20 protein-coding genes, 1 tRNA gene and 3 pseudogenes are annotated in these 23,599 nt (G+C 68.8%); 13 read left to right on the forward strand and 11 right to left on the reverse strand.

The window, feature by feature from the left end:
* Positions 1-66 precede the first annotated feature (66 nt).
* Positions 67-3,261 carry an RICIN domain-containing protein gene (locus tag OG562_RS18000; protein ID WP_266398847.1) on the forward strand — a complete coding sequence of 1,065 codons (3,195 nt, stop codon included), beginning with the start codon at positions 67-69 and terminating at the stop codon, positions 3,259-3,261.
* Between the two features lie 327 nt (positions 3,262-3,588).
* Here the strand turns inward: OG562_RS18000 and OG562_RS18010 are convergent, their stop codons facing one another.
* The gene (locus OG562_RS18010) at positions 3,589-4,518 is read right to left on the reverse strand and encodes a helix-turn-helix domain-containing protein (protein ID WP_266398850.1); all 930 of its coding nucleotides are present in this window, start codon (positions 4,516-4,518) and stop codon (positions 3,589-3,591) included.
* A 117-nt stretch (positions 4,519-4,635) separates the two neighbouring features.
* On the opposite strand from OG562_RS18010, the gene OG562_RS18015 reads away from it, so the two are divergent.
* The 3 genes and pseudogenes from OG562_RS18015 to OG562_RS18030 all read left to right on the forward strand — a co-directional run bounded on the left by OG562_RS18015 (position 4,636) and on the right by OG562_RS18030 (position 6,042).
* Positions 4,636-4,839 carry a hypothetical protein gene (locus OG562_RS18015; RefSeq protein ID WP_266398852.1) on the forward strand — a complete coding sequence of 68 codons (204 nt, stop codon included), beginning with the start codon at positions 4,636-4,638 and terminating at the stop codon, positions 4,837-4,839.
* 58 nt (positions 4,840-4,897) lie between these two features.
* Positions 4,898-5,496: pseudogene (locus OG562_RS46020) on the forward strand (SDR family NAD(P)-dependent oxidoreductase).
* Between the two features lie 470 nt (positions 5,497-5,966).
* Positions 5,967-6,042 (forward strand) — tRNA-Arg (locus tag OG562_RS18030).
* A gap of 741 nt (positions 6,043-6,783) precedes the next feature.
* On the opposite strand, the gene OG562_RS18035 is transcribed toward OG562_RS18030, so the two are convergent.
* The 3 genes and pseudogenes from OG562_RS18035 to OG562_RS18045 all read right to left on the reverse strand — a co-directional run bounded on the left by OG562_RS18035 (position 6,784) and on the right by OG562_RS18045 (position 8,613).
* On the reverse strand, positions 6,784-7,620 hold the full coding sequence (locus tag OG562_RS18035) for a protein kinase (RefSeq protein ID WP_266398858.1): 837 nt from the start codon (positions 7,618-7,620) through the stop codon (positions 6,784-6,786).
* 68 nt (positions 7,621-7,688) lie between these two features.
* Positions 7,689-8,133, reverse strand: a pseudogene (locus OG562_RS18040) (hypothetical protein).
* Positions 8,134-8,382: 249 nt separating this feature from the next.
* Entirely contained in the window at positions 8,383-8,613 is a 231-nt protein-coding gene (locus OG562_RS18045) for a hypothetical protein (protein ID WP_266398860.1), read from the reverse strand.
* 126 nt (positions 8,614-8,739) lie between these two features.
* On the opposite strand from OG562_RS18045, the gene OG562_RS18050 reads away from it, so the two are divergent.
* Entirely contained in the window at positions 8,740-10,080 is a 1,341-nt protein-coding gene (locus tag OG562_RS18050) for a tetratricopeptide repeat protein (RefSeq protein WP_266398862.1), read from the forward strand.
* Here OG562_RS18050 and OG562_RS18055 read toward each other — a convergent pair.
* Both OG562_RS18055 and OG562_RS18060 read right to left on the reverse strand, forming a co-directional pair.
* Positions 10,058-10,591 (reverse strand): NUDIX hydrolase, encoded by a 534-nt coding sequence (locus OG562_RS18055; protein WP_266398865.1) that lies wholly within the window; start codon positions 10,589-10,591, stop codon positions 10,058-10,060. The two genes, OG562_RS18050 and OG562_RS18055, sit on opposite strands and share 23 nt — an antisense overlap.
* 407 nt (positions 10,592-10,998) lie before the next feature.
* Positions 10,999-11,691: a hypothetical protein gene (locus OG562_RS18060; protein ID WP_266398867.1), complete on the reverse strand. Its 693-nt coding sequence runs from the start codon at positions 11,689-11,691 to the stop codon at positions 10,999-11,001.
* A gap of 30 nt (positions 11,692-11,721) precedes the next feature.
* Here OG562_RS18060 and OG562_RS18065 point away from each other — a divergent pair, with 30 nt between their 5' ends.
* The 4 genes from OG562_RS18065 (at position 11,722) to OG562_RS18080 (ending at position 14,299) form a co-directional block, all read left to right on the forward strand.
* Positions 11,722-11,946 (forward strand): hypothetical protein, encoded by a 225-nt coding sequence (locus OG562_RS18065; RefSeq protein WP_266398870.1) that lies wholly within the window; start codon positions 11,722-11,724, stop codon positions 11,944-11,946.
* A complete protein-coding gene (locus OG562_RS18070; RefSeq protein ID WP_266398873.1) occupies positions 11,943-12,389 on the forward strand; it encodes a hypothetical protein in 447 nt (148 codons plus the stop codon). The genes OG562_RS18065 and OG562_RS18070 overlap by 4 nt, the downstream gene beginning before the upstream one ends.
* Before the next feature lie 316 nt (positions 12,390-12,705).
* On the forward strand, positions 12,706-13,323 hold the full coding sequence (locus OG562_RS18075; RefSeq protein ID WP_266398875.1) for an RNA polymerase sigma factor: 618 nt from the start codon (positions 12,706-12,708) through the stop codon (positions 13,321-13,323).
* The gene (locus OG562_RS18080; protein ID WP_266398878.1) at positions 13,316-14,299 is read left to right on the forward strand and encodes a CU044_5270 family protein; all 984 of its coding nucleotides are present in this window, start codon (positions 13,316-13,318) and stop codon (positions 14,297-14,299) included. The genes OG562_RS18075 and OG562_RS18080 overlap by 8 nt, the downstream gene beginning before the upstream one ends.
* Here OG562_RS18080 and OG562_RS18085 read toward each other — a convergent pair.
* The 5 genes and pseudogenes from OG562_RS18085 to OG562_RS18105 form a co-directional block, all read right to left on the reverse strand.
* Positions 14,299-14,591 (reverse strand): annotated as a pseudogene (locus OG562_RS18085) (IS5/IS1182 family transposase); the annotation flags it as partial. The gene OG562_RS18080 and the pseudogene OG562_RS18085 overlap by 1 nt on opposite strands.
* 19 nt (positions 14,592-14,610) lie before the next feature.
* On the reverse strand, positions 14,611-15,465 hold the full coding sequence (locus OG562_RS18090; RefSeq protein WP_266398881.1) for a hypothetical protein: 855 nt from the start codon (positions 15,463-15,465) through the stop codon (positions 14,611-14,613).
* Between the two features lie 28 nt (positions 15,466-15,493).
* Positions 15,494-17,317 carry an FAD-dependent oxidoreductase gene (locus OG562_RS18095; protein ID WP_266398883.1) on the reverse strand — a complete coding sequence of 608 codons (1,824 nt, stop codon included), beginning with the start codon at positions 17,315-17,317 and terminating at the stop codon, positions 15,494-15,496.
* Complete coding sequence (locus OG562_RS18100; RefSeq protein ID WP_266398887.1) at positions 17,314-17,712, reverse strand: hypothetical protein; 399 nt, start codon at positions 17,710-17,712, stop codon at positions 17,314-17,316. The genes OG562_RS18095 and OG562_RS18100 overlap by 4 nt, the downstream gene beginning before the upstream one ends.
* Before the next feature lie 413 nt (positions 17,713-18,125).
* The gene (locus tag OG562_RS18105; protein WP_266398890.1) at positions 18,126-19,550 is read right to left on the reverse strand and encodes a helix-turn-helix transcriptional regulator; all 1,425 of its coding nucleotides are present in this window, start codon (positions 19,548-19,550) and stop codon (positions 18,126-18,128) included.
* A 730-nt stretch (positions 19,551-20,280) separates the two neighbouring features.
* Here OG562_RS18105 and OG562_RS18110 point away from each other — a divergent pair.
* From OG562_RS18110 to OG562_RS18125, 4 genes are all read left to right on the forward strand, one after another.
* Positions 20,281-20,892, forward strand: a complete 612-nt coding sequence (locus OG562_RS18110) for a DUF4232 domain-containing protein (RefSeq protein WP_266398893.1) — start codon at positions 20,281-20,283, stop codon at positions 20,890-20,892.
* A gap of 321 nt (positions 20,893-21,213) precedes the next feature.
* Entirely contained in the window at positions 21,214-21,591 is a 378-nt protein-coding gene (locus tag OG562_RS18115) for a hypothetical protein (protein ID WP_266398896.1), read from the forward strand.
* 345 nt (positions 21,592-21,936) lie between these two features.
* Positions 21,937-22,542: an RNA polymerase sigma factor gene (locus OG562_RS18120; protein WP_266409366.1), complete on the forward strand. Its 606-nt coding sequence runs from the start codon at positions 21,937-21,939 to the stop codon at positions 22,540-22,542.
* Positions 22,539-23,573 carry a CU044_5270 family protein gene (locus OG562_RS18125; RefSeq protein WP_266398899.1) on the forward strand — a complete coding sequence of 345 codons (1,035 nt, stop codon included), beginning with the start codon at positions 22,539-22,541 and terminating at the stop codon, positions 23,571-23,573. Before OG562_RS18120 ends, OG562_RS18125 begins: the two co-directional genes overlap by 4 nt.
* Positions 23,574-23,599 lie beyond the last annotated feature (26 nt).

Below are 23,599 nucleotides of genomic sequence, written 5' to 3' on the forward strand. Positions count from 1 at the left end.
GCCCACACGTCCGGCACGGGGGCCGGCGCAGCATCGACCAGCCGTATCCCTGAAGGGACCAAGCACATGCCAAGAATCGGGCAAAGACGCTCGAGAACCAGGCGTCTTCTCCACGGCGTCACCAAGGCGTTGCTCTCGCTGACCGTCGTAGCCGGTGTCACCACCGGGACGGCGACGCCGGCCTCCGCCGCCACCCCCACCCTCACCGTCGACCTGGGCACCACCACCGGAGCCTTCCGCGGCGGCGCCTCCGGCGCGCTGTACGGTCTGTACGGCCCGGACGTGCCGACGAACAACCTCATCGAGGGGATGGGCCTCCAGACCACCAACACGAAGGCCCAGGACGGACAGCAGCACCCCGGCTCGGACGCGCTGGAGGTCGCCAAGCCCTTCGTGGACAGCGGCGGCAAGGACGTCATGATCTACATGACGGACGTGTACCGCACGTTCAGCTACGAACGGGCCGACTACGCCGCCTACCAGGCAGCCATGAGGACCCAGGTCGAGCAGGCGATGGCGAGCCCCTACGCGAGCCACATCGTCTTCGTCCCCTACAACGAGCCCGACGGCATGTGGTACCAGGGCATGCGCACCCAGTCGTCGCCGCTGGCCGCCTTCAACGCCGAGTGGCTGCAGACCTACCACTTCATCAAGGGCATCTGGCCCGCCGCGCGTCTGGCAGGCCCCAACCTCTCCAGCTACACCGAGTTCGCCTACAAGGGCTTCCTCACCTACTGCAAGGCCAACGACTGCCTGCCCGACGTCGTGACCTGGCACACCCTGGGCAGCCCGGCCGACGTGCGCACCACCGTCGACGACTACCGCGCGGCGGAGACCTCGGTGGGGCTCACCTCGCACCTGCCGATCGACCTCAACGAGTACGCCTACCGCTACCACCTGACCGACCCCGGCCAGATGGTCCAGTGGATCGCGGCGATGGAGGCCGAGAAGGTCGACGGGAACCTGCCCTACTGGAACATCAACGGCAACCTCGGCGACTCCGCCGCCGCCCAGAACACCCCCAACGCCCAGTGGTGGCTCTACAACTGGTACACCGCCATGAGCGGCAACACCGTCAAGGTCACCGGGGCGGCCTCCGACGCCGCCTACACCCTCCAGGGCCTCGCCAGCCTGGACACGGCCAAGAGGCAGGCCCGCGTCATCCTCGCCGGGGGCGGCACCAGCGGCGCCTCCAACACGGTCATCAAGAACATCGACCCCGCCGTCTTCGGCAGCACCGTGCACGTCAGCGTCCTCCAGGACCGCTACAGCGGCTACATCGGCGCGGCGGCCACCCCGACCCGGCTCTCCGACGCCGACGTCGCCGTCGCCTCCGACGGCTCGATCACGCTCCCCCTCACCCTCGACGCCATGTCCGCCTACGAGGTCATCGTCTCCCCCGGCGGCACCGGCAGCGCCACCGCCTCCGACAGCACCTGGTCGGCCGGCTACGAGGCCGAGAACGCCACGCTCAGCGGCAGCGGCTACAACATCAACACCGAGGGCGCCACCGGCAACGTCAGCAAGTTCGCCACCTCGGGCACCAAGGACGTCGGCGGCCTGCGCACCGGCTCCACCACCGTCGTCTCCTTCCCCGTCACCGTCCCCGCCACCGGCGACTACAACCTGTCGGTGTTCGGCAACAGCTACGCCAAGGACGCCGACGTCAAGGGCCCGACGAACGTGTACCTGCGCGTCGACGGCGGCGCCTCGACCGAGGTCGACATCCCCGTGGGCTTCCAGTGGGTGGTGTGGGGCCACAGCGACACCACCGTGCACCTCACCTCCGGCAGCCACACCATCACCCTGGCCACCACCGGCGACAACAGCGCGGCCACCGTCGGCGACGCCATCATCGACAAGATCGACCTCCGGTACCAGGACACCGCCGTCCTGGGCGCCACGCTCTACGAGGCCGAACAGGCCGCCCTGTCCGACAGCGCCACCGCCTCCTACACCTCCCAGGGCCAGTCCGGAGCCGGCGCGGCGAACCTCACCACCGGCAAGTCCGCCACCTTCTGGGTCTACTCCGCCCACGACGGATACGCGGACCTGAAGACCCGCTACCGCAACACCGGCCGGGCCACCCTCACCGTCAACGGAGCGACCGCCGACGACCAGACCCTCGCGGGCGCGACCCCCGACGCCTGGTCCACCGCCACCCACCGCGTCCACCTGGACTCCGGCATCAACAAGGTCAAGGTGACCGGCGCCGGCGGCACCCTCGCCCTGGACGACCTGGCCGTCACCCCGTTCAGCGCCACCGACGCCGTCACCACCGGCAACGTCGTCACCTACCAGGCCGAGAACGGCGCCCTCACCGGCACCGCGACCGCCGACACCACCTACACCCAGGCCAACGGCGGCGTCGTCACCGGCATCGGCAACGGAACCGCCAACTCCCTCACCCTCAGCGTCAACGCCCCCGCAGCCGGCACGTACGCCATGACCATGCGCTACGCCAACGCCGAGGAACTGCCCTCCAACCACTACAACCCCGACCTGTACGCCGAGCACGCCGACGTCAGCGTCAACGGCGGCACCCCCACCCGCGTCAACTTCGCCAGCACCCTGCACTGGAACCAGTTCAACGACTACACCGTCCCCGTCACCCTCGCCGCGGGCACGAACTCGGTCAAGTTCACCGCCTCACAGCTCTACGACCACGACGGCACCACCATCGGCCTGGTCTACTCCGGCGGCGGCACCGACATCGGACAGCCCATGCGCTCCAGCTCCGCACCCCACCTGGACCAGATCTCCTTCGCACCGCAGAGCCTGCACATCGGCGCCTCGACCGGCTTCTCCTCCACGGCCGTCGCCCAGCACAGCGCGCTCTGCCTCGAGGACCCCGCCCAGTCCACCGCCGACGGCGCCCAGTACCAGCAGAACACCTGCGGCACCGGCCAGGAACAGCGCTTCGACTTCCACCCCGTCACCGGCGCGACCGGCGCCTACACCGTCGTCAACCACTCCAGCGGCAAGTGCCTGGACATCTCCGCCTACTCCACGGCCAACGGGGCCGCCGTCCAGCAGTGGACCTGCCACGGCGGAACCAACCAGCGGTTCACCCTCAACCCCGTCACCGCGCTCGGCAACAGCCACGACTACCAGCTGGTCGCCGTCAACAGCGGCAAGTGCGTCGACGTCAGCAACGTGTCGACGACCGCCGGCGCGAAGATCCACCAGTGGACCTGCGACCCCGCGAGTGCGCTGAGCACCAAGAAGAACCAGATCTGGCGCCTGCTCGGCAAGAGCTGACCGGCAGCGGATCCCGCTGAGTTCCCCGGCCACGCCGGCGGAACCTGGCTCGACTTCCGTACTTCCGTGCACGACCCCGTGAGAGGGCCACGACACCCGGTCGTGGCCCTCTCCGTGTGGGCGGGCAAGCCGGGTCAGCGCTCCAGGAGCCGCATGCCCGCCTCGTCGTGGCTGTCGCCGGCGGCGGGGGTGAGGTCGTCGAGCCTGGCGATCTGCTCGGCGCTCAGCTCGATGCCGTCGGCGGCGGTGTTCTCCTCGACGCGTTGCAGCGCTGTGTCTGGACCCTCCCGCCGCCGTCACCGGCGGCGGGCGCTGCGGGCTTGTCGGTCAGTCGGGGGTCTCTGCCGACCCAGCCGACTCAGCCCGCTCGGAGTCGTCGACCGGCGCGGACTCGTCGATGGCGTCAGCGGTGGCGGCCCAGCTGGCCAGCAGGTTCAGGGCGTCCTGCGAACGCGACGCGGGCTCGGCGGTGTAGGTGAGGAGGAACTGGCTGGGGTCCGCCCCGAGCGGGAAGGTCTCGAACGGCAGGTCGAGGTCGCCGACGACCGGGTGGTGGAGGCGCTTCGCGCCCGTGGTGTGGATCCGGACGTTGTGGGCCGCCCAACGGCGACGGAAGTCCTCACTGCGGGTGGACAGTTCCCCGATCATGTCCGTCAGCCGCCGGTCGTAGGCGTCACGGCCGGCCTCGGCGCGCAACATGGCGACCACGTCGTTCGCGACCTCGTCCCAGTCGCGGAAGAACTCGGGTGCGTGCGGGTCGAGGAAGACGAACCGGGCGTTGTTCGGCGGCCGCGCCGGGTCGGCGTAGACCGGGGAGAACAGCGCCCGCCCCAGGGAGTTGGCGGCCAGGATGTCCAGGCGTCCGCTGAGTACGAACGCGGGTGTGCCGGTCATCGAGTCGAGGACGCGCTGCACCGCGGGGCGTACGCGCTGCTGGGCGGGCTTGCGGCGCGGCGGGCGGGTCGTGCCGGCGCCGCGCAGGAGGTCGAGCAGGTGGATTCGCTCGGCCTCGTCGAGCCGCAGCGCTTGCGCGATGCCGTCGATGACGCTCTCGGAGACTCCGGTGGCGTTGCCGCGCTCCAGCCGGGTGTAGTACTCGCTGGAGATGCCCGCGAGCAGGGCCACCTCCTCCCGGCGCAGCCCGGTGACCCTCCGGCGGTCTCCGCCGTACGTGGGCAGTCCGGCCTGCTCAGGAGTGACCCTGGCCCGTCGCGTGCCCAGGAATTCCCGGATCTCCGCACGGAAATCACCACGCATATCGCCATTGGTGTCATAAGGGTCGTTTCTGCCTGGCATGTGCTCCACTCTACGAGCGCTTCCCGCTGGCTGGGGGTCCCTGTCAGTGACCCCCTCATCAGGGACTCCCCCACTCGCGTGACAGACGGTTCTGTTGGTGGTGCACCGCCCACGGCCGAGCTCGGCTCCCACAACGACCACAAGCCCGAGGTCCGCGAGGCGATCGGCGCCTTCTACGAGCAGACCGAGGCCCTTGCCCCCGACGGCGTCGCCTACGTGGTCACCCGCCCCCGCCACGCCTCCGTCGGCGAACTGTGGATCATGCCCACCGACCAGGCCTGATCCCCCTCCCCTCCTCCCCTCTCTTCCCCTTCGCACCCTCCTCTGAAAGGACCCCCTCATGAGCACGGTCCCCACCAGCAAGGTCATTCTCGTCACCGGCGCCGGACGCGGTCTCGGCACGGACATCGCCCGCGAGGCCCTCGCCGCCGGCCACCAGGTCGTCGCCACCGTCCCCCGCCCCGAACAGGTCGAGGAGGTTCTCGGCGGGCCGCAGGACAACCTGCTGGTCACCTCCAGGAGTTCTGCGTCGCGTACGCCGCCTCCAAGTTCGGCGTCGAGGGCTGGATGGAATCCCTGCGCTACGACGTCGAGCCCTACGGCATCCACACCACCGTCGTGGAGCCCGGCTTCTTCCGCACCGAGCTCCTCGTGGACGCCTCCACCACCTGGCCCGAGCCGACCATCGACGACTACGCCGAGCGCACCACGGCCACCGTCGCGGCCTGGAAGAGCATGAACGGACAGCAGACCGGCGACCCCGCCAAGCTCGCCCGCGCCCTGCTGACCATCGCCGGCCAGGACAAGCCGCTGGCGCGCTTCGTCGCCGGCGCCGACGCCATCGAAGGCGTCGAGGCCAAGGCCCGGGAACTCCTCGCCCAGGCCGAGGCCTCCCGCGAACTGGGCGGCGACCTGGCCTACGACGACACCGGCGCCTGAAACGCACGGGCTTCTCGACGCCCGCCGCCACGCCCGTCACGGCGGCTAAGGCGAGTACGCCCGCGATCCGCGACAACGGCGGATCGCGGTCCCGCGCTTCTGGGACGGCGACCCCGGCCGCGGCATCGTCGTGCATCCCGTGAACGTCCGCACACGCGTCACCGACACAGCCGTCACCCGACTGCGCGGTCCCGGCCCCTGGCCTCTCAGCGCCCATCAAGCAATCGGCGAAGAGCACAGAAGCAGCAGGTCAGAGACGCTCTCGCCGGCCATCCTCGTCGTCTGGCCCTTATGCCGACGACGCTCGTCGGCACACATCCGCTACGCTGTCCCTGGTCGGTCGTCGGTGCGTCGCGTTGTCTGCTCGGGTGACACTGCGGAGAACGTCGCACCATGCCTGACCAGCGGGCTTGCGATCCTCGCCGAAGATCCACTTCCTGGATTTTCGACAAGGCCTTCCGCAAGCCCCCGCCTTCGTAGCTCAGGGGATAGAGCACCGCTCTCCTAAAGCGGGTGTCGCAGGTTCGAATCCTGCCGGGGGCACCAGTTCAGAAGGGGTCCACCTCCGAAATTTCGGAGGTGGACCCCTTCTGACATCCAGATCTGACATCAACGGGGACGGTCACTCACGGCCTGGGCATCTCTGCAGGAGCCGATCCATGTGGCTCATGGGCTCGTGCTTCGCACTAGAGGCCCCAGGGCAGGATCAAGGCGGCCCGCCTGCGGCCGTCCGCGCGCGCTGGCGGCCACGGGCCGCCGCCGCTCCCTGTCTCCGCCACCGCTGCGCCGGCCCCCGGCCACTCAGCGCGCAACACCGCCAAGGCAGACAGCCGGGCCAGGGAGCGACTCGACCAGCCCGAGCACCAGGACGACGACCAGGACCAGGCCGAGCCCGACCAAGCGTGACCGCGCCGTCCGGCTGGCTGCCGTTCCACAATCGGAAAACGTGGCTGTGGCCGGGCCGGGGTTGCTGGAGACATACATGACGGGTGATCGTTCGGCGCACTCGCCGTCGTGGCTGACTTTCGACGGCTGAGGTCAGAACTGGGTTTCCATCAACCGAGCTGCAACAGCCCTTCTCCTTAACTCGACTACTGCGAACCGAGGTTTTCGCGGCACCCGAATTCGAGCACGCCGACCGCCCCGGTAGCATCGGTATCGGGGTCCTGATCAGGGCTTCCATGACCAGACCACCCCGGAATGCCGTCGAGGCTGAGGGGTGGTCCGGTCTTTTCTGTTGTGACCCCTCACACGAGCGACGCGAGGGGAGTTGTCGGGAAGTCGGGGTCAGATCAGGGCTTTACCCACTTCATAGATGGTGGGTCGATCCTCTGGTGCGTGGCTGAGCATGGCGTCGATGAGTTCGCCCAGCTTGCCGGGTGCCTTCACGGGTCGTCGTCGGCCGTTGGCCACGGCTTCTCGCTGTACGGGGCGCGGAGCGTCGTCGGGGTATTCGACGGCTCGCCAGCCTGTGGCGGAGATGAGCAAGGAGGCCCCGAGCGCGTAGACGTCGGCTTCCTGCGTGGGCTCGGCTTCTCCGGTGTCGAGGACACTGCGCGCGATCTCCAGCGCTTCGTAGTGGACGAGGCAGCCGCGGAACGGGAAGTCGTACGCCTCGGGTACGGGGCCGCCCCGGGCCAGGGCGAGGTCGATGAGGTGCGTTCGTTCCGGCCCGATGATGAAGTGGGCGGGCTGCACATCGCCGTGAGCCCAGCCCCGCACGTGGAGATCGGCCAACGCTTGGACGCACCCCAGCGTTACGTCGGCGTCCGGTTTGATCGACGCCTTCTGCTTACGGCATGGCTCCCACAGCTTGTGCAGGTCGGGCCCTTGGTGCCACGGCTGGATGTTCCATGTGCCGTGCTCCCACTCGCCGTACGCGATGTCGTCGACGCCGAGGCGATGCAACACGGCGCCCTCGCGCGCGGGCGCGAGCGCGGTCCAGGGCTGGGCAGACCACTCCGCCGTGGCCTCGATCGGGTGGCCGAGCTTCACGGCGTAGCGACCCCGGTGACTCTCCACCTCCCAGACCGTGGAGCCCCGGCGGTTGACGACCACGCGCTGTGTCGTGGGCAAGAGCGCGTCGAGCACCACGATCGGCAGTTCAGGGGTTGAGCCGGGCAACGTCTCTTCTCCTTCCGGGCGAGCGGCCGACCCCGAGTCGGGGCCGGCCGCGTCGCTGGTGTCGTGTGCTACGCCTGACCGTACGGTCGGCCGCAGTCCGAGTCGCAGTTGGCGAGGTTCATGCCGTCCACAGTCCACAGGTCGTCGAAGACCGTGAACCCGGCCGCCTTCATGGCGCGTGCCGAGGAGGCGACCTTCTCCAGGTCGCGGGTTCCTCCGCCGGGCTTCGGGTTGTGGTGCAGGAAGCGGCCCGCGTACCGCTCGCACAGCTCCGCGTACTCCTTCGTGTGCAGGATGAGCGCGTGCAGGCCGAAGTCCACGTCGTCGGACGGAACCATGGGGACGGTGGCAGTGGCCGCAGTGACCAGGAACGCGACCGCCTGGTCCGCGATCCGCTCGGCGCGCTCGGGGGACTGCCCCGTTGTGGACGACCACGAAGCGGGCCAGGCTCTCGAACAGCTCTTCACCAGCCACCGTGCGGCCGGTCTTCTGATCGTTCGCCGTTGCCGTCATGTGCAATCTCCTGGGGTGAGATGGTGCGCGGCACGTACTACTCGCCCTGATCGCCGAGTTCGGCTCGTAGACGATCGGGAAGCGAGGTTGGAGGCCGGCCCCGAACGGGGACGGGGAGCCGGGCGATCGGCACCCGTTCGGGGCGGCCGGTCTACAGGCAGTCGCCGAGAGCCATGCCGATCACCAAGCCGCACGAACTGCTGACGCAGGTGATGAACGAGGCCCCGACGTACCGGCTGATGGCTCGCATCACAGCCCGACCCGACTGTTGCCGTTCCTCGCAGCCAGACGCGCGCTCAGTTCTTCCCGTGCGCTGAGTCTGACCACGTTGCCCGGCATGGCATCCCACTCCCTGCCGCCACGGACCGGCCGCAGCTGCACACGGCCTCCGACCTCGCCCATGACGACGCCGACACGTCCGCTGGCACTGTCCTGCGCCAGCTCACCGATGCCTGGTCTGGTCTGCTGATTGCTCGCCATGCACACGAGCATCGCAACCAGGGGACCCCTGCCAAAAGGTCAGGCTGATTACCCAACTTGGTTAACATCGCGGCAAGTAGAGAATCCGCGACGTTGCGTAGCCCTCGCAGTGTGGGAGCTTGCCCAATGCCCGACGCCGACCGGCCGCAGGAACTGCCTGCCCGGCTGCTCACCGATCCCGAGATGATCAATGCGTGCCGGGTGCGGGATTTCTCCAGAGTCTTCCGGCTGGTGAAGACCAGGGCGGGCATCTACCCGTCGATGATCGCGCGGCGATGCGACCTGACTCCGAGTCGAGTCGGCGAAGTGATCGCAGGACGCCGCCAGTTGCTTCACATGGATGTCATCGAGCGCATCTCAGACGGCTTGCGCATCCCAGGAGGCATGCTCGGTCTTGCCCGTCGGTCTTGGGAGACGCCTCAGGCTCTTGCCGTTTCCGAGCGCGAGGCACCTCAAGTGCCGGAGCCTGAACAGCAGGCACCCGCGTCTCTGCCTGGGCCCGATGTGGACAGCATCCTTGCGCTGACCACGCGAACCAACCTCAGCGCAGCCACACTTGAAGCCTTCCGGTCCTCTATCGAGGACTACTGGCGACGAGACGACCAGCATGGTGGGGAAGCTCTGAGGCCGGCCGTCGTGGGCCAGCTCCGCTACGTGGTGGGACTGCTGAAAGAGAGCCGACCTCCGTCGATCCAGAACGGCCTGTACGGAATCGCCGCCGAGTTGGCACGTCTCACCGGTTGGATCTACTTCGACGCCCGCCAGTACAACCAGGCCCGCGCGTACTTCACCGAGGCCCTGCAACTGGCCAAGGCCATCGACGACCACCAGTTCATGGCCAACGTCCTGGCCTGCATGAGCTTGCAAGACACTTACCAGGACAAGCCCGCGGATTCCCTGGCACTCGTGACCGCCGCTCAGGACCAGGCTCGCTCGGCCGTCGGCACCACGCCACGTGTCCTGTCGATGCTGTCCATGCGCGAGGCGTTCGCCCATGCCACGCTCGGCAGCCAGACGTCCACTCACCGGGCCATCACCGAAGCACACCGCCAGTTCGAGCAGATCCAGGCGAGCGACCCGGACCCGTCGTGGGTGGCCTACTTCGACGAGCTGAAGCTGATAGTGGACACAGGCATTGCCCACGGCCGACTGGGCGAGGCAGCGACAGCTGAACCCTTAATCGCGGATGCGTTGCGTCGGGAGGCCCGCACCAATCAGCGCGGCCGAGCGTTTCACGCCTTCTGGCTGGCCCGAACGCAGCTCGACCAGGGCAAGCTGGACCAGGCGTGCAGCACCGCCACACAAGCTCTGGAGTCGGCTTCCGCAGTGGCCTCGGAGCGAGTCTCAGGCCATCTCAGGGAGTTCTACGGCCAGTTGGCCCCACACAGGCAGGAGCCCGTAGCTCTGGCCTTCGAGGCACGGCTACGGGCAGTCCTGCCGCCGGTCAGCGGATCGCTTCATCCATGAGCAGGTAGAGGAGACCAACGAGAGACCCGCTGCTGACGATCTCACGGCGATCGATCATCCCGCGCACCTCGCTGAGGGGGATCCACTCGATGCGGTCCGACTCGTTCTTCTCCGTGGGCGGTCCGACGTAGGTCGCGCCGTCCGCGCGGAAGACGTGGTGTTGAGAGTCGGTGATGCCGTTGGCCGGCTCGGCGTAGATAAGGGGCTTGATGGGGCCGGGACGCCAGCCTGTCTCCTCCAGCACTTCGCGGGCTGCTGCTTGCTCAGGCGACTCGCCCTCTTCGACAAGGCCCATGGGCAGCTCCCAGGCCCACGAGTCGGTGATGAAGCGGTGCCTCCACATCATCAGGACCTCTTGCCGGTCGTTGACCACAGCGGCCACGGCCAGATGCCGGAGCCGAACGACGTGGTACTCCCACCTGCGCCCGTCAGGCTGTTGGACGTCCACCAAGCACAGGTTCACCCACTTGTTCGTGTAGATCTGTCGCTCACCGTGGGTCTTCCACTCCATACCTGCGGCCCCTCTCGATCGGTCTCCAGGATCTCAGACCGATCCGGAGGAGGGCGCAAGTTCGGCTCTTTTCGCGTCACCTTGACGAGATGTCCTGCAAGCGGCCACGTTTCGGTCGGAGTGGCCAACGCCAGGAGCAGGAATCCAGCTCTGTGGGTTGCCGTACGACCGCTTCGTCCCGAAGCAGCCTCGGCGGGGTGCCTCTTGGGGAGTGCGGCTCTGAGCCGCGACAATGGGCCGCGACACTCATGTTGGCCCGGCGGAGACGTAGTTCCGGGCCAACATGACATCTGTGGTGCGGCTGCCGCCATGAGCACTCGGTGCGCCCGCCGTCGTTCGCCCCTCGCCCCAGTGACGATGTCCGTAGGCGCAACGCAATATGCAACGTTGCGATCTCCGGTGAATTTTTACTTGGTATCCACATCCTGCGCTTCTGGTGGATTCAGGATAAGAGCTGAAGAAGGAGTATCTCGGGAGAACTCTAGCCAATGTCCGGAAAACTCTTGTGGCGCGACTACGGTGAGTCGATGCCTCCCAGGGGATACAGGATCAACTCGAACGATACGGGCATCATTCTTCGCGGTGGGACCTACTGGCGACCGCAGCTCAGCCAGAGAATCCAAACGTTGAGCCTCCATCAGAGAATGGGCGATCTTCTCAACAGCTGCTTCAAGAAGCGCAAAAACGTCGCCCATTAGGTCCAAGCGATAGGCGCACCAGCCGCTCACCGCATCAATAGGACCCGATTCTTGAGCTGCTTTAGCTGCCTGTCCGGCACCTTTGGTATTCAATGACAAGACCTGCTCCAGCGTACCCTGCGGGTGAAGCCAGAGACCAGCATCGCGCCAGATGGAGAGAAGCTTTTCCTTTCGTACCTCATTTCCTGTTCCTGAGGGTACCTGTGAGGCTAGCCACGTTCCCCTGCTTTTTTCGTCGTTTTTCACACCCGCAGAGCCCATGGCAGTAACTAGAGGATGAAGTGCTGTGGACGTGTTAGGAGGGTCCAAAGCGAGAACTGTCCGATACCCTTCGACCACTGCGGGAATTGCATCCATTGCCCGCTTTACTTCCGGGGCAAAGCAAGCATCAAGGTCTGCCACACCTCTTACATCGAGCCCAATCTTGAGCTGGTGGAGTCGATCAAGGAGCGCGTCGACGCACGCGGGGTGTCCGGCTACATCGCGGCCGCTGCCGCTCATCAGGACGCCATGGACCGACTGCGCGAGCTGGCCGGACGACTCGAGGAAGAGCACGGCGCCGTGACGGACGACGAGCAGCAGGCAGCGCTGGACCGCATCGCCGCCATTGACGGCTGGCATGACGAGCATCGATCGCATTCGGACGAGGCCGCGTGAGCCGCGCCGCCCAGGCGAAGCTGCACCGCCCGCGACAGCGCGTCTTCGTATTCGACTCCGAGGCCCTCTCCAAGGCAGTTCAGGGTGATCGGGAAATGACTGCGCTGATCAAGACAGCTCCGCGGCTCGACATCCCGATCATCACCTCAGCGCTCACGACCTTGGTCGCATGGGACCCTCGCGAAACGTCGAGGCAGGCACTGTGGAACTGGACGTTGTCCCGGATCCGAGTCGTGCACACGGACGACCAGGTGATCACCATGGCGCGCGACATCCTGAAGACAGCCGGCCTGCATGGGCACAAGTACGCCATCGACGCGATTCTGGCGGCTGTGGCCGGGCGGGAAGCCGAGCAAGGAGCTGAGGCAACCGTCTTCACCTCCGACACCGACGACATGAATCAACTCCTCGCGGGACACTCCGTGCGAGTCGAGAAGGTCTGACGAGACGCCGCCCGCACCTGACTCCGGCGACTCGTCGGCTCCCCGACTGCCCGCTGGCCGTACACCGACGGGCGCCTTCCGTCACGGGTGATCAAGCCGACCGCCGGAGCCGCGTGTGATCGCGTGTGAACGCGTGTTATGTCTCGATCTGCAGGTTCGGCAGCGGCATGCCCATGCCCATGCCCATGCCCAAGGTAGGTAACGAGCGCCGAGTTCGGCCATGAGGCGTCTTGAGGGAACTCGCGGGGGGCGAGCGGCGAAGGAGGGGTGAAAGCCCAGACTTCGAAGCTTGTTCCCTTGAACGAGAGGAGCCCCGATGACCGCCGAGCCAGGCGTCCGCGCGGGGGCGGAGAGTGATGCCTCGGTGATTGCGCGGTCCCGGGATGAGCCCGAGGCATTCGCCGTGCTCTTCGACCGGTACGCGGATGCGGTGCACCGCTATCTGGCCCGCAGGCTCGGTGGCGAGCCGGCCGAAGACCTCGTGGCAGAGACCTTCACCACCGCCTTCCAGCAGCGGCACCGGTACGACCCTTTGCGGGCCACGGGTGAGGGCGCCCGGCCCTGGCTGTTCGGCATAGCGACCAACCTGGTCGGCCGGCACCGGCGGGCCGAGGCCCGCCGCTTCAAAGCTCTGGCCCGCATCCCGACGCCAGCCGATCACGAGGAGCCGCTGGCCGACCGTGCTGCGGCCCGGGTGGGGGCGCAAGCCGTGGGCCGCGAGCTGGCAGCGGCACTGGCTGCACTGTCCGCGCGGCACCGGGACGTGCTGCTGCTGGTGGCGTGGGGCGGTCTCGGCTACGAGGAGGTGGCCCAGGCCCTCGGTGTCCCCATCGGCACGGTGAGATCACGGCTGTACAGGGCCCGCGGCAAGCTGCGTGAAGCGTTGGGCGGATCCGATCCGACGACACTGCGAGAGGTACCCGGCCATGACTGACGAACTAGAACTCCTGCGAGACTGGGACGCGGACGCGGCCCCGCTCACCGAATCGGCCCGAGCGAGGGCCCGCCACCGACTGCTCAACACGATGGCGCGCGCGCAGCGGCACCCCGACGCTGCCCCCGGCCGCCGCCACGTACTGCGCTTTGCGGCAGCCGGGGCGGTTGCTGTGGCGGTGACGGGAACGGCGGTTCTGATCACTGAGGGCGGCGCCGACGAGGGCGATCGCGCCGACCGCGCCGACCGCGTATCGGGCACGGCGACCCCGCGGATGAGCAACGTCAGCGCCGTGACAGTACTGAACGGGGCGGCGGTGTACACGGGCAGGCACGAGAAGACCGTGGCTCCGCGCGACGACCAGTTCATCTACTCGAAGCGAATCATCAAGGAGACCGAGCGCAGGACCGGTGCGGTCAAGACCTACGAGGACGTGAACTGGGACTCGGTGGACGGCTCCAAGCGCTCCCTGACCATGGAACTCGGCCGGGTGATCTGGGAAGAGCCCATGAAGAAGGGCGAGAGTGTGTGGCCGCCTCGGGAATGGAGCGAGCTGAAGAAGCTGCCCACCGACCCGCGACAGCTCATCCCGCGCATCGGCCTCGGAACCTCCAGCATGCCGATCAGCGACTTCACCGCACAAGAATGGTTCAACGCCTACTTCATGCTCGGTGAGCTCCTGAAGTGGCCGGTGCTGCCCCAGGGACTGCGCCCCGCCGCGTACAAGGCGCTGGCCCTGGTGCCAGGGGTCAAGGCGGTTCCGGGGGTGAAGGACTCCGCCGGGCGCACGGGCGTGGGGATCTCCTACCCCGAGAGTCCGTTCGCCAAGGGCAAGTACCTCATCTTCGACCCGGAATCCTACGAGTTCCTGGGCTTCCGGGACGAGCGGACTTCGGCGTCCGGCGACAAGACGTACATCCAGGTATCGCACGTGGTGGACTGGGCGATCGTCGACCGACTGAAGCAGCTCCCCTAGTGGGTGTTGGCCGCGGAGACTCCGACGCGTAGGGGCAGTCCGTTCGCGTCGGACAGGACGTGCATCCCGGAACCGGGCCTACCTCGGTCCACGGGGCTCGGGCCTGCAAGTTCGCCCCTTTTTCAGCGCGGATGTGTGCGGGGTCGAGGACCGCGCGGGAGAGGTCGACCAGTCCCCGTTCGTCCAGGAGCTGGAGAACCCTCTGATGCGGTCGCCCCTTGACCAACAAGTAGATGATCGCGGCGAAGACCGCCTCGTCATCAATGTTTGCGACCCCGCCGCCTTGCTGCCTGCCCGTGCCGAGGAGTCCATCAGCCCTGGGAGCCCAGGTAGTAGGGCCGGTTGTGGGCGGCCACCGGGGGTGACTGGTAGGTCCAGGCGCCGACGGCGCGGGTGTCACCGAGCAGCTGGTGGAGGTCGCGACCGAGGTCGTTGTCGTGGGCATGGACAGTCAGGCGTACGCGGTCGGTGTGGTGCGGGGCGCTCAGGTCGTACCAGCGATAGGGCTGGTAGACGTTCATGGGTCCCGCGAGGGCCCGGCCGTCGGTGTCGGTGCCGTAGCCGGTGATGGGGGTGTTGTTGGCGGGAGTGGCCGCCAGGCCGTCCAACTCGGCTGTGAGGGAGATTAGTTGTGTGTCCTCACGCAGCAGGGTGTCGTCCCGCGCCACCTCGGCCGCCTTGCAGTGCACGGTCCAGGTCTCGCCCGCCGGACCGTTCAGGGACGGCAGGTCGACCTCGAACCAGCCCGGGTACTTCGGCTCGGCGTACAGCTCGCGTCCGGCCGTGATGGCGTACGGGTTGTCGCACACGACGTGGATGCGGGCGATGCCGAGGAGCTTCGTCTGGTCCCAGCCCTGCGCGTACTGCGCGTAGGTCAGCTCGGGGATGCGGTCCGCCTGGGCGGTGGGGAAGGCGACGACGTTGTACTCGATCTCCTGGGTGACGCCCCCGCCGAACGCGTACTGCGCGAAGTAGAGCTGGTAGTTGAGCGAGACCAGGGCCCGGCCGTCGAAAGTGGCGGCGGTCAGGGCGGGGTGATGCTTGGCGAGCAGGTCCCGGACCGGTCCCGCCTCGGTGAGCCAGTCGATGCCGACGTTGTGCAACGCACCGTAGTGGAAGGGGAGTTGGAAGGGCTCGGCGACGGGCGGCAGGGGCAGCGGGCTCATGCGGGCACTCCTGGGGTACGTGGGGCACTCATGCGGGAACGTCTGGGGTGAGGGCGGCGGGGCGGTCCCGTTCGGCGAGGTCGGCCTCGATGCGCTGGGCGCTGCGCAGGGCGAGGGCGGCCATGGTCAGAGTCGGGTTGGACGTGGCGACGGAGGGCATGCTGCCGCAGCCCACGGCGTACAGGCCGGGGTGGTCCCAGCACCGCTGCCATGAGTCGACCACCGAGACTCCCGGGGAGTCGCCCATGATGTGAGTGCCGGCGGCGTGGCCGGCGCCGCGATAGCCGTAGAGGCGGCCCTTGCGCTCGAAGCGGCCGGGCCACGCCGCCGCGGGCTCGTAGTCGGTGTGGTCCTCGGCGCCGAGCAGGGCGAAGATCTGGTCGGACACGCGCTTGGCGGCGGCCATGCCGTCCTTGACGTGGTCCGACAGATCGTAGGTGACCTGGGGGCGGGGCAGGCCGAGCTGGTCGCGTGCGTGCGGGTGGAGGGTGACGCGGTTGGCGGGATCGGCGCCCTGCTCCATCTCGAACTGCAGGGCGAACTGGCGGCGTACCCGGTCCCCGACGGCGCGCCGCAGATCGGCTCCGAACAGGCCCTCTTCGTGGAGGAGTTGGGCTACATCGCCGTCCACCGAGCCCTTGGCCCACGCCCACCCCCAGTTGCCGACCTCGATGCGAAAGGGCGCCCGCGTGCGCCGTTCAGGCCCGGCACGGAAACCCTCGAAGCCCGAGGTGGACCCGGGCCCGCGATAGGGGTCGACCGCTTCCGGCATGAGGCCCCAGGTGAGCAGCACCGGGTGATCCATCAGGTTGCGGCCGACCTGACCGCTGCGGGTGGCGAGCCGGGACAGGAGCAGCAGTCGGGCGTTCTCGATGGCGTGCGCGGCGAGCACGACGACGGCGGCGTGCACCCTCGTGGCCTGACCGTCGTACGAGAGGTACTCCACGCCCGTGGCGCGCCCGTTCCCGTCGACGAGCACACGGCTGACCACGGCCCGGTCCACGAGCGTGACCGAACTCCCCCATTGTCCTTGCGTCTTGAGCGGGGTGTACTTCGCGTACGAGGGGCAGTGCGGGATGCACGTCGCGTTGCCCACGCACCGGTTGGCTGGGTCGGGCCGCCCCTGGGCGCCGCGCGGAACATAGCCGCGCCCGCCGTCATAGCCCGGGTCCGGCACGCTGTTACGGGCCTGCGGGGTGCCGACCAACCGCAGTTCGACCTCGCCCAGGGCCACCGGGTCCTTGATGTGCCGTCCGTCAAGGCTCGCCGCGAGGAGGCGGTCCAGGCGGCTGGCGGGCAGGGCCCGCATGGGGAAGGTGTAGCCGTCGGGGAAACCGAGCCCTACGTGCGCGCGCTGCTCGTAGGTGTCGGCGGCCACCCCCAACTCCCCTTCCGCCGCCCGGTAATGGGGCTCCAGGTCGTCATAGGTGAGCGGCCAGCGGCGCCCGTACCCGAAGGCTTCGGTGTCAAAGTCCTCCGGCAGCATGCGCGGGGCGAGGCCGGTCCAGACGTTGCCGGTGCCGCCGTTGGCCCTGACGTAGCCGCTGGCGTACGGGAGCGGGCCGTCCTGCAACAAATGGCCGGCCGCGCGGAATCCCGGGTCGCCGTCCGCGCCCGTCAGGTCGGTGACCTCGGGCCAGTCGGCGGCGGGGTGGGACCGGTGGGCGGAGCCCGGCACCTTCGCGGATGCCGTGGCGTACCGGTCGAGGGCCTCACGGTGGCCTCGCGCGGGGTCGGTGGCGCGCTCCCCGGCCTCCAGGACCAGGACACGGCGACCCCGGCGGCTCAGTTCCTTCGCCACGAGCGAGCCCGCGACCCCGGCGCCCACGACGATCACGTCGTAGTCGCTCACCGGGAGCCCGCCCGGGAGGGGGAGGATGACGAGGAGGCGGCCCAACTCCCGTAGCCGCCGGGTGCTGTGGCGGGAGCGGCGAGCCCTGCCGCCTTCCAGACCAGCCCCTCGGCATAGGCCCGCGCCGACACCACGAAGGGTGACGGTTCCGGCCAACTGCCCGTGTACCACAGGTGGGTGAGGGCGCGGGCGGCACTGAGCAGGTCGTCGTCCAGCTCGCCGAGCGGGTCTCCGCCCGCCCCCAGCAGCCGCCCCAGTCGGTCCCGGCCCAGCCGCTCGGCGGCCACTGCCAGGTAGGTCTCGGCGAGTCCCGTGCCCCGCAGCGTCGCCGCGTCGAATCCGGTCAACTCCTGCGACAGTGCCGTGAAGTCGGCCGTCTCGTCTGTTGTCTGCACGAGGGCATCGGTGCCCCTGCGGCTCGTCGACCATGCTGTGCCGCCCTCGTATGGCCGGAAACGTACGCGAGTGTGAGCGCTGACGCCTGGCGCGCGGCTCGGACGAGCGGATCTCCAGGGCTGTCGGACGATCAGGGCAGGACATCGAAGCGGACCGCACGACCGGACCCAGCCCGGCCAGGTCGGGGGCCGTTGCCACGCTCAGGCCACGCGGAAGTGGGCTGCTCAAGGCTTGATCAGAAACGCGGAAAGCACTCCTGACCTGCAACGACAGGACTTGTTGAGGCCTTTCCTAGCCTTGAACCAATCGTCGCGGGAGTTGCTCCGTCCCGGATCCCCCCTACGGCGGGGACGGCCGGGCCCCTGCCCCCGCCGGGACTGCTGTCGGACGGGCTGTGCGGCCTGTTGCTTCGTCAGTCGCCGGTTTCCGACTTGTCGTTGGCGGCGGTCATGGGGACCCAGCCACGGGGGTTGCGGTACCAGTAGTGCGGTAGACCCGTGATGCTGGTGGTGCGGAACGGGCGGCCGTGGTCGTCGATGCGCACCGTGCCGGTTCGCCCCTGTGAGGACCAGTCGAGTTCGAGGTACCAGTCGCAGGTGCAGGACTCGGTGCTCGCGGCGAGCAGCAGGACCTCCGGCTCCCGCAGGGACACCTGGTAGGGGAAGTCGATCGCGGGGGCCGGTCTGTCCGGGTCGTTGCCGGGCATCGAACGGGCCAGGGGTCGGTTCGCGTCGAGGTTCACGGAGAAGTAGCGGGGGACGAGGACGGCGCCGCAGCCTTCGTACGTGGAGTAGGCGATGCCCCGGCGGGAGGCGGGGGTGGTGTGGTTGACCACGCGCACATGCAGTGCCTCCAGGACGACGGCGGCGGAGCCGCGTCCCTGCACCGTGATCCGCAGATTGGTGGTGCGCCCGTGCACCGCCCCCTGGGACGCGGCCCACACCGCGGCGTCCGCCGGGGCCGGCGGCGGCGGGACCTCCTGCGGTGGCTTGGCGATGACGTAGTCGTGGTCGCATTCGAGCTGCCAGAGCTGGGAGTTGGACGTCCAGGTGAGCGGGGCCTGCGGCGGGACCGCGCCGGCGCTCGCCCGGTTCTTCTGCGGGCTGCCGTCGCTGGGCGTGGCCGACGCCGAGGGGTCCGGTGTGGTGCGGGCGGAGGCCGACGACCCACCGCCACCGGAGGGGGCCCCGGCAGCGGATTGCGGGCCGCCGTCGTTGTGCGCGGCCGACGCTGAAGGGTCCGGTGTGGTGCGGGCGGAGGCCGACGACCCACCGCCGCCGGAGGGGGGCCCGGCAGCGGAGGTGGTGAGGCCGGCGAGCGCAAGGGCGAGCGAGGCCGCCAGCGCTATCGACCGCACGGGCCGTCGTCGGGGGCGCCCGGCCTGGGGCCGTCGGTCGGCCGGTGAGGTCGGTCCCGGGCGTGGGTCGGCCGATGAGGTCGGTCCCGGGCGTGGGTCGGCCGATGAGGCCGACTCGGGCGCCTTGTCCGCCGGGCTGCTGTGGCTCGCGGATGCGGCCGATGCCACGGTGCTCGTGGTGTCGTGGGGCATCGGCGCCCGCCGGGCATCGGATGGGCGTGGCCGTTGCCGTGCCGCGACTGCCAGGATCCACCGGCGGTGCAACTCCACGCGTTCCTCGGGGGAGGCTCCGCAGAGTGCGGCGAACCGCTCGATCCTGGTGAAGTCCATGGGAACCGCCTCACCGGCGCAGTAGCGGTGCAGCGTGGAGGCATTCATGTCCAGTCGGCGGGCCAGCGCCGCGTAGCTGCGGTCTGTGCGGTCCTTCAGACGCGTCAGCAGGAGAGCGAACTCCGCTACGTCGTCGTGGATTGCATCCATGTGGTCCGTACTCGCATCCATCCGTCGGCCTGTGCCGTCCCGTCATGTCCTGATCCGGGACGGCATCCCCGGCACTCCCCATACCTGCACGTCGATAAGGCCGGGATGGTTGCAGGGTTGCGCCATTCCTCTCCTTGAGACCCCCCTCACCCGCGGCCCTGGGCGCCGCCTTCCGCACCGCCGCCGACCGGGCCCGCACACCGCATCGGATCACCGATTCCCGCCGGTGAGCTGCGCGGCCTGGAGGAGTGGGTCGGGGATGGTCGGGGACGTCGACGCACACGACTTGGCAGCGGGCAGGGCCGTTTGCACCGTCGCCGGCCGAGGCGGCGGGCGACGGATCGAGTCCCCCGAGTGTCCGGACGCCGGCCTCAGAGGGTTTCCCATCCCAGACAGGCATCCCAGGCTTCCCTGTCTCTGCAGGTCGTCGGGGGTGGGATCGTCCCACCGTTGCAGGTTGGGGGCAGCCGTTGTCCCAGCCCCACACGGCATCCGACGCTATGGCTGTCACACCGGCTGAAGCGGCCGACCGCACAGCAGCGCCACGACACCCCGACTCACCCGTCCACGGAGACACCCGTCTCTCTGGGCACCCGGGTGCAGGGCGCGGACGCTCGAGGGGGCGCCCGACCGCCTTCGCCCCCGCCACCGCGGTGCGAGAAGGAGGCGGGTGGTGTGGCGGCGACAGCCCAGCACTCGACCTCGTACCGATCAGAAAAGGAACACGCATATGAACGTGAAGTCCCTTGCGGCCCACCGTGTGGCCGTAGCCGCGGGTCTCGTCCTGGCTCTTGGGTGTGGTGTGTCGGCACAGGCCTCCACCGCCGGGCCGCGGACGATCAGCGGGAAGGCCGGTGACGCGGTGACGCACCGCTTGGGCGGCAGCGGCGCCAAGGGCGCCATCGCCGCCTGCTCCCAGAAGGTCCTCGGGGTGTCCGCCGTGACGGAGCCCGCAGACAGCAAGGACGCCAGGCACCTCCTTCTCACCGTCCAGAACGCCGGCGACAAGAAGTGCAACCTCTACCGCTACCCTCTCGTGCGGCTTGGCGACGGTCGGACCACGGCCCCCGTGATCAAGGAGAGCAACCCGACCCCGGGCGTGCCCGTCACCCTCTCTCCGGGCAAGGAGGCCTATGCCGCTCTGCTCGTCAACGGCCCCATGGATGAGTACGAGGCGAAGAGCATCACCCTCAGCCTCCAGGGTCGTAAGCCCGGCAGCCGTGCGGGCAAGCCGATCGATGTCCCCATGCCCGTCGACACGTTGTACGCCAACGACTTTCAGCGTGTCACCTACTGGACGACTGCTCCCGGCTACGCCCTGGACTTCATCATGTCGAAGTGACCGACCTCGATCGGAACCGCGCGTGCCTGATCGGTCGGCGCGCCCGCCGTCGTGGCCGGCTGTCGTCGGCTGAGGTTCGTGCCACAACCGTGCCAGATGCAGCGGTCGGCCGCGGTCAACGAGGGTGTCCCACGGTCGCGTTGCCGGCCGCCTCACCCGCCGGCCGAGCCCGGGCGTGAACATCCTCAAGCGCCTTTGGAGCTCAGGGAGTTCACGACAGCAGCACATGTCCGCCCCGGTTATGCTCCCAGCTTGTCATGTCCCGTCGCGCTCGCGCTCGCGGACACACTCGAACAAATTATCGAATCTGTGGAGGTTTTGATGAAGTCCGTCATCCGGAAGACTGCAAGCTTCGCGGGGGTGAGCGTGGCCGTCGCGGCCATGTCCGTGACCGGCGCATCCGCAGCTCACGCGGAGTCCCCCACCCAGGGCTGCCCGTACCCCTATGTCTGCTTCTATGTGGACGACAACGCCTTGATCGCGGGCACGCCGATCTCGAAGTACAAGGACGTCACCACTGCCTATCAGGCGGTCACGCCCCGGCCGCACTACGGGGTCCTGAACACTCGGAACGACGACGTGGTGTATCTGCGACTCCAGAGCGGGGGCTCGATCTGCCTTCCGCCGAACAACCAAACCGTGTTCGCCAACGCCTTCGTCGTCACCGGAATAAAGATCTCCAGCAGATCCACGTGCTGAATCCGCTGGAACGGCCGGCAGGCGCGCGCGATCGCGCCCGCCGCCGGGCGACGGGCGAGTCGGTGGAGGTGGTGGCCGGAGGCAGTGGGCCGGGATGAGCGTGAGTCAGGACCGCATGGCTGCTTCCGCGCCGACGAAGGCCAGGGGGATGGAGAGGCCGAAGGTCGGCACGCTGGAAGTGAGTTGGGCGTTGAAGGTGTCCTGCCCTCGACAGTCACCCGCGCCGAGCGCGGGATGCCCGCCTGACACGGTCCCCTTGAGCAGTCGCGCCGGCAGGTGACGCAGACCACAGGAACTCCACCCGCTTCGTGGAGAGAAGAGGGTGTGAAGGACTCAGAGAACGAGGTGCGCCGCCGCGTGCGCGAGGGGGACCGCGCGGCGTTCGCCCAGCTGTACGAGGAGTTCGCCCGCGCCGTGTACAACCACGGGTTGCGCCTGACCGGCGACTGGTCGACAGCCGAAGAGATCATGTCCGAGACGTTCCTGGCCGCGTGGCGCACGCGCACGCGTGTACGGGAGGACGGCGGTTCCCTGCTGCCCTGGCTGCTGGGCATCGCCACCCACAAGGCGGACAACGCCCGGCGGAGCCTGCGCCGACGCCAGCTGTTCCTCGCACGTCAGCCCCGGCCGCCGAGTGTGGAGGACTTCGCGCCCCAGCTGGCCGGACGCATCGATGACGCGCGCCGCCTGCGTGCCGTTCAGGTCGCCCTGGACCGGCTGAGACGCCAGGAGCGGGAGGTGCTGGCCCTGTGCGTGTGGTCCGGCCTGGACTACCAGCAGACGGCCGAGGCGCTGGGCATCGCGGTCGGGACCGTACGTTCCCGACTCTCGCGCGCCCGCAAGAAGCTCGCCCGTCTCGCGGAAGAAGACCTGGAACCGGGCTCTGCCCGCGGAGAGATGACAAGTGCGGCCGCAGTCGCGGCCCTGCCCGTGCGGGAGGAGCTCATATGAAGGACAGGACCACCTCCACTTCCCGGGAGTGGCGCGGCGACCGCGAGGAGATCGCCCGCCTGCTACCGCCCCCGGCCGACTGGGACGTTCCGCGCGAGCAGCACCTTCGTCACAAGGATCTACTGATGCACACCATCGACCGCGACCAGGCCGTACGTACCCGGCCGGCCCGTCGGCTGCTGCGGCCCGCGCTCCTGGCGCCGGCGACCGCGCGGACCCTGGCCTGCGCACTGACCGCGGGAATCGCCCTGACCGACAGCGACAAGGGGTCCTCCGGCACCGCGTCGCACGGCGCGGCCACGGACATGCAGCCTGCCGCGGCCCTCCTCGACCGGATCTCCGCCGCCGCCGGGGAACACACTGCCCCCACCGTGCGGGACGATCAGTTCGTCTACACCAGGGAGAAGACCCGCGGCGCCGACCTGACCACCGGGAAGGCCGTACTCGGCCCGCTGATGGACCGTGAGGTGTGGTACGCCCAGGAGCCGGGGCGTCTGCTCAAGCTCGGTCTGATCCGGGAAGACGGTGAGACCTTCGCCATCAACGCAGAACTCGGCGACACCCACGGCACGGCGGCCGGCATCAACCGGCCCACCTACCACTGGCTCAGCTCCCTGCCCACCGACCCTGACAAGCTGCTGACCTACCTGTACACGAAGACCCCGCACGCCAAGGGCCGCGAGCGCGACCAGGCGGTGTTCGAGCAGATCGGCTCGCTGCTCGGCGGGGTGATGCCGCCCCGCACCGCAGCCGCCCTCTACCGGGCCGCGGCGAAGATCCCCGGTGTCACCCCGGCCCCGAAGGCGCGCGACGCCATCGGCCGCCAGGGCCTCGGCATCGCCCGTGACGACACCCGTTACGGCATCAGGACCGAGTGGGTCTTCGACAAGAAGGACTACGCCTTCCTCGGCTCCCGCAGCTACCTGACCAAGGACGGGTCCTACGGAGAGTCCGGCACACTGCTGTCCAGCAGCGCCGAGTTGGACCATGCCGTGGTCGACAAGGCCGGCGAGTCGCCTGCCGCTGGGTAGGTTCGCATCCTGCCGAGTGCACACAG

This window comes from Streptomyces sp. NBC_01275, from assembly GCF_026340655.1.
Taxonomy (GTDB): domain Bacteria; phylum Actinomycetota; class Actinomycetes; order Streptomycetales; family Streptomycetaceae; genus Streptomyces.

Coding starts and splice junctions, on each gene's coding strand:
- OG562_RS18115 (WP_266398896.1), top strand. CDS start 21,214: ATGAAGTCCGTCATCCGGAAGACTGCAAGCTTCGCGGGGGTGAGCGTG.
- OG562_RS18090 (WP_266398881.1), bottom strand. CDS start 15,465: ATGAGCCCGCTGCCCCTGCCGCCCGTCGCCGAGCCCTTCCAACTCCCC.
- OG562_RS18075 (WP_266398875.1), top strand. CDS start 12,706: ATGACCGCCGAGCCAGGCGTCCGCGCGGGGGCGGAGAGTGATGCCTCG.
- OG562_RS18050 (WP_266398862.1), top strand. CDS start 8,740: ATGCCCGACGCCGACCGGCCGCAGGAACTGCCTGCCCGGCTGCTCACC.
- OG562_RS18045 (WP_266398860.1), bottom strand. CDS start 8,613: ATGGCGAGCAATCAGCAGACCAGACCAGGCATCGGTGAGCTGGCGCAG.
- OG562_RS18000 (WP_266398847.1), top strand. CDS start 67: ATGCCAAGAATCGGGCAAAGACGCTCGAGAACCAGGCGTCTTCTCCAC.
- OG562_RS18110 (WP_266398893.1), top strand. CDS start 20,281: ATGAACGTGAAGTCCCTTGCGGCCCACCGTGTGGCCGTAGCCGCGGGT.
- OG562_RS18125 (WP_266398899.1), top strand. CDS start 22,539: ATGAAGGACAGGACCACCTCCACTTCCCGGGAGTGGCGCGGCGACCGC.
- OG562_RS18055 (WP_266398865.1), bottom strand. CDS start 10,591: ATGGAGTGGAAGACCCACGGTGAGCGACAGATCTACACGAACAAGTGG.
- OG562_RS18010 (WP_266398850.1), bottom strand. CDS start 4,518: ATGCGTGGTGATTTCCGTGCGGAGATCCGGGAATTCCTGGGCACGCGA.
- OG562_RS18080 (WP_266398878.1), top strand. CDS start 13,316: ATGACTGACGAACTAGAACTCCTGCGAGACTGGGACGCGGACGCGGCC.
- OG562_RS18105 (WP_266398890.1), bottom strand. CDS start 19,550: ATGGATGCAATCCACGACGACGTAGCGGAGTTCGCTCTCCTGCTGACG.